General features: G+C 31.6%; 1 protein-coding gene. It reads left to right on the forward strand.

The annotated features are described in order from the left end of the window. Positions 1 to 352: 352 nt before the first annotated feature. Entirely contained in the window at positions 353 to 1,303 is a 951-nt protein-coding gene (locus LRA01S_RS10505) for a magnesium transporter CorA family protein (protein WP_003131454.1), read from the forward strand. The last annotated feature ends 40 nt before the right edge of the window (positions 1,304 to 1,343 follow it).

Genomic DNA, 1,343 nt, shown 5'->3' on the forward strand with positions numbered 1-1,343 from the left:
GTAAGTGTGCTATTATAAGTCATATAGGTCGTGCGCTTTCTAATGAAGAACAACAAAAAATAGGCTCATTCTTCAAACGGCTAGATGACACTATCGCTCTTCATCAACGTAAGTTAGATTTGTTGAAAGAACAGAAAAAAGGCTTTTTACAAAAGATGTTTGTTTAGGGTCTATAATTACAAATTAGATAATACATTAGAAGCTGGAGACAAGATTGTCTAGATAATGTGTGAGATAAAATTTTTGGCAGGTTATCATACATAAGACAAAATGTTTTTAAAACTGATAACGTATTTATTCCACAACAATTACGCATTTATTTTTGAGAAAAATATAAAGCAGGAGGATTACAATGCTGAAAACTTATTCTTTAACAAAAAATACATTATTAGTTTCGTCAGAATCAAATATCAAAAATTCGTCTGTTGTTTATGTGTATGGTGACGAACGAGAATATATCGAATCTTTTGAACATAAATCTGACTTTAACATAGACAATATACTAACGTTTGATGATCGAGTTGCATATGACACGATGATAGATCAGAACGATGAAAAAAGTTTGCTCGTAAGTTTTTTGTTTCCCGAGATACATGAAGGTGGGCATCTAGATAATCTGACGACATCTGTTGTTTTCTTGGTATTTAAAAATAAGTTGATAATTTTTACAAAACAAAAATTAAAATTCATTCCCGAACTCTTATCCAATATGGTTTTACATGATGTCGATAATTTCATGCAGGAAGTACTTTTAAAGATCATGCAAAAAGATTTCCATGTGATGCTTGACGACCTTCGTGGAGTCAAGGAAAAAATTGATGATTTAGACTCAGAAATATCAACGTCCGGTTCACTCAGACCAACGTTTGGTGATTTATTGACTCTTCAAAAATACATGATAGCTTTGTCAACAACCTATGGCGCTAATCACAAAGCGCTGGATTTCATTAAAAAAAATTTTACAACTATTAATGATATTGATTTTACCACCCAAAAAATAATTGATGAGATATACAATACAAGCGACACAATGGATAGAATTATTTTAGGTTACAGTCAATATTTGGATCATTTGGAAAATATGATAAACAATATGATTTCGTATCAGCTAAACATGATTATGAAAACTCTAACAGAGATATCAATCGTTTTGACTATTCCAGCAATCATTTTTGGTTTTTGGGGAGTCAATGTCGATGGCCCGTTTGAAAAATCTTCTTATGGTGTTTTTGCTGTGCTGATTATCTCTGTTATACTAAGCCTAATTTGCTGGTTTTTGCTGCGACGCAAAACATATTTGTAAAGTATTTGTGATACCCCAATATGATTTAAAGCAGAATTTC

The sequence above is a fragment of the Pseudolactococcus raffinolactis NBRC 100932 genome, from assembly GCF_001591765.1.
GTDB classification, from domain to species: Bacteria; Bacillota; Bacilli; order Lactobacillales; family Streptococcaceae; genus Pseudolactococcus; species Pseudolactococcus raffinolactis.

Bases quoted from the DNA above. Each gene is read 5' to 3' on its own strand.
- LRA01S_RS10505 (WP_003131454.1), top strand. From the start codon at position 353: ATGCTGAAAACTTATTCTTTAACAAAAAATACATTATTAGTTTCGTCA.